Below are 1386 nucleotides of genomic sequence, written 5' to 3'. Positions count from 1 at the left end.
TGGATCCACCACCACCTGATCGTGGTTAATAATCCCTAAATTTACCGAGAACAAAGCAAAGAAGAAGCTAACTACCTGGCCTCCTCTTTGCTTTTTTATTTTTGTCTCCATCTACTCTACCAACACACCATTTTATACATTTGTTATAAATTTCACAAAGTTTCCACAGCCCTTTTCACGCCTTCGTACTATAATCATGTATGGAAAAGGAGATGGAAGACATGACACAAAGCGCCCCAGAATTTAAGGTTTTGCAAAGTATCGCTTTTCTTGCCGTTGTTTTGCAAAGTTCCTTACTATATACAATGAATCAAGGAAATATCGTATTAGAGCAATCTCTCATTATGGGAATGCTATTTAATCTCGCAAAATTTTCAGCACCTGCATTCATCTTTATTGTTGGATTTCATTTAATTCGGCAATATACAAAACAAATTGTCTATAAAGAATACATCTATGAAAAAACAGCACACTTACTTGCTCCTTACTTCCTTTGGTCTATTCTTTACTTATTTACAACAAATCAAGTCGTTACATGGCACGGTGGGATAAAGAACCTATTGCTCGGAACAGCTGCCCCTCACCTTTGGTATGTCATCATGATGTTCCAAATTCATTTACTGTTCCCCCTGCTATGTACTTTATTCTATTGGTTTCAAAGACGCACACATAATCAGCACGATACATATAGATATATGACCATTTTCGCCATCATATATTTTCTCTTAATGTGGTATTCTTCTCACTATATTTTTAATGGCGAACAACTAACAACTTCCGCCATTTTACACTATACAGATCGTTCCTTCCTCTTCTATTCATTCTACTTCGTCATGGGAGGAATTGCGGCTGTAGCGTTAAAAGCTTGGCGTTTATTTGTAACGAAACACATACCACTTATAACAATCTTATTTTTTATTCTCTTCTTATTTATCAACTATGAACTATTTAGCTTCTATGGTGTAAATTCGATTCACCTTACTGTATCTACCTATTTAAAGCCATCCATGTTTCTGTACATTGTATGTGAAATTTTAATACTATACGTACTTTCTATGATGATCGTACAGCGGCGAGGGGCCTTATATAAAACATTACGTTTTATCGGAAACTACACATATGGGGCCTATTTAGCACACTATTTCTTTTTACAACTCATTACGAAATTACTATCTCTATTTACAATTCAAGCAAATACAATTCTATATAGTCTATTACTTTTTCTTTTGACGGCAACACTCTCTATCATCACAATGGTTATATGTAGCATCCTCCCATTCCATACGTGGATTACAGGGCCTTCTCCCACACCTGTATTAAAATGGCCGACGCTTGTACCATTACGACCTCTATTAAGAAGTAAAAAGTAAAGAAGCTGTCCAAAAA

General features: G+C 35.6%; 1 protein-coding gene. It reads left to right on the top strand.

Annotated features, from left to right (window positions below; translation table 11 throughout):
- Positions 1-221 precede the first annotated feature (221 nt).
- Positions 222-1370: an acyltransferase gene (locus V7183_RS13510; RefSeq protein WP_097894830.1), complete on the top strand. Its 1149-nt coding sequence runs from the start codon at positions 222-224 to the stop codon at positions 1368-1370.
- Positions 1371-1386 lie beyond the last annotated feature (16 nt).

This window comes from Bacillus sp. JJ1127 (assembly GCF_036965845.1).
In the GTDB taxonomy this organism is placed as follows: Bacteria; Bacillota; Bacilli; order Bacillales; family Bacillaceae_G; genus Bacillus_A.
This window is presented reverse-complemented; position numbering and strand designations above follow the sequence as displayed.